At 27.8% G+C, this 1,581-nt stretch carries 2 protein-coding genes; both read right to left on the minus strand.

Features of this window, described 5'->3' with window-relative positions:
• Positions 1-131: 131 nt before the first annotated feature.
• The gene (locus Q0838_RS14160; RefSeq protein WP_298956535.1) at positions 132-872 is read right to left on the minus strand and encodes a hypothetical protein; all 741 of its coding nucleotides are present in this window, start codon (positions 870-872) and stop codon (positions 132-134) included.
• Between the two features lie 26 nt (positions 873-898).
• The gene (locus tag Q0838_RS14165) at positions 899-1,207 is read right to left on the minus strand and encodes a hypothetical protein (protein ID WP_298956537.1); all 309 of its coding nucleotides are present in this window, start codon (positions 1,205-1,207) and stop codon (positions 899-901) included.
• Positions 1,208-1,581: the final 374 nt, after the last annotated feature.

Here is a 1,581-nt window from a genome sequence, read left to right on the forward strand (position 1 = left end):
TGATTTGGTTAAATCAGCGAAGCATTGATGGAAATATACATGCTTCGGTCTTGAAGAGCCGTATGATGGGAGACTATCAAGTACGGTTCTGTGAGAGGTTTAGGGGTGAGATTCCCCTTTACCTACTCGACTTATTTTACTTTTTCAATATCAGGAGCTAATATGGGATTAATATACTCTCTTTTTATATGAAATTTATGTATCTCACCATTTAATGATTTTAAATGAATTATAAAGTCATAAGCATAATCTAGGTATGGTTCATTAGCGCCTTTCAAATAGAATTTTTCACCAACATCATCTGTAGTTTTTAAAAATTGAGGTAGCTCATTGAGCCATTTGATATCGTTATCAGAATTACCTTCTAAAAGATTTTCAATTTTAACTATATTACAAGGTAATCCATAATTTTTTAGAACTATGGAAACTTCTGTTTTAGAACGACGACTATCCTCAATATATTTTAAAAGTATTTTATTATCAATATCTATTATATCATCAATTAAATACTTTGTGCTGCTGTTAAAAAGGGCAACACCTAAAGAATTTTCATTATTAATAAAATTATCATAATTTGTACATATTGCGTTTTTTAATTTCTTCTGACTTAACCAAAAAGAGTCTAAAATACTCCTATTGGTTTTATAATAAGTACCTATATCATCATTGTTTTTATAAAATTTATCAATAGATATTTTTTTAAATAGTATACTATCATTGTTGATTTTATCAACTTTAATAAACTTGTCGCCTACATGGCTATTAACTGATGTAGAGCCTAATTTTATATAGCTATTAGTATTTAAATTGGATAGTTTATCAATATTTTCATAAGCTTTTGTTTCAAATTCACTTTTTTTAAATTGTTTCATTTTATATTTATCATATTCTGAATCAATTAAAATAAATGATATATATATATAAATATTAAGATTAATCCTAAGTATGTATACCAAGGTGCTTTGGTTTTTTTTTCGATTAAACTTTTTATTTTATTTTCTAAGTTTTTAGATAATTCACCAACCTCTTCACTGTCTTCTATCGCTAAAAACTTATTTAATGGAAAAAAAGGGATAAAAAATAAATGAAAATAATTCTGTCGATATTCAATTACTATTTTTGAATTGTTATCACTGGGTAGACCTAGTTCCTTTGCAGTATATGAATAAGACTTTAACTTTATATTTCTATAACCGAATAATATCATTTTTGTTTGTTTAATTATTGCCAACGGTAAGGCTATGATTCGTTTTACTCATCAATCCTTACCTTAAAATCTTAATTGATGGCTCTAAAGATATTACTTTGATCTAAATTACTGTTCTATTTTTAAAATGAATTATAGCTAGTGTTGTAGCACGTTGTGTGTCCTGCGTTGCTTTGGGATACAATTTAGTAAAATAAATAAGTAGCAACAAAACTGTAATTGAGATGAGAGGCTCATTTTTTTTATAAACAACCTTGGCATTAGTTTCAAGTGGAAGTACGGAAAAAAAAAGTGAGAATTGGTCTCTCGGCTGGGATGTTAGGCATATCAGTCAAACCGCCTTATGGGGCTTACTTTTCACGAGTTGGTCTTGA

The organism is uncultured Nonlabens sp. (assembly GCF_947495285.1).
GTDB lineage: Bacteria > Bacteroidota > Bacteroidia > Flavobacteriales > Flavobacteriaceae > Nonlabens.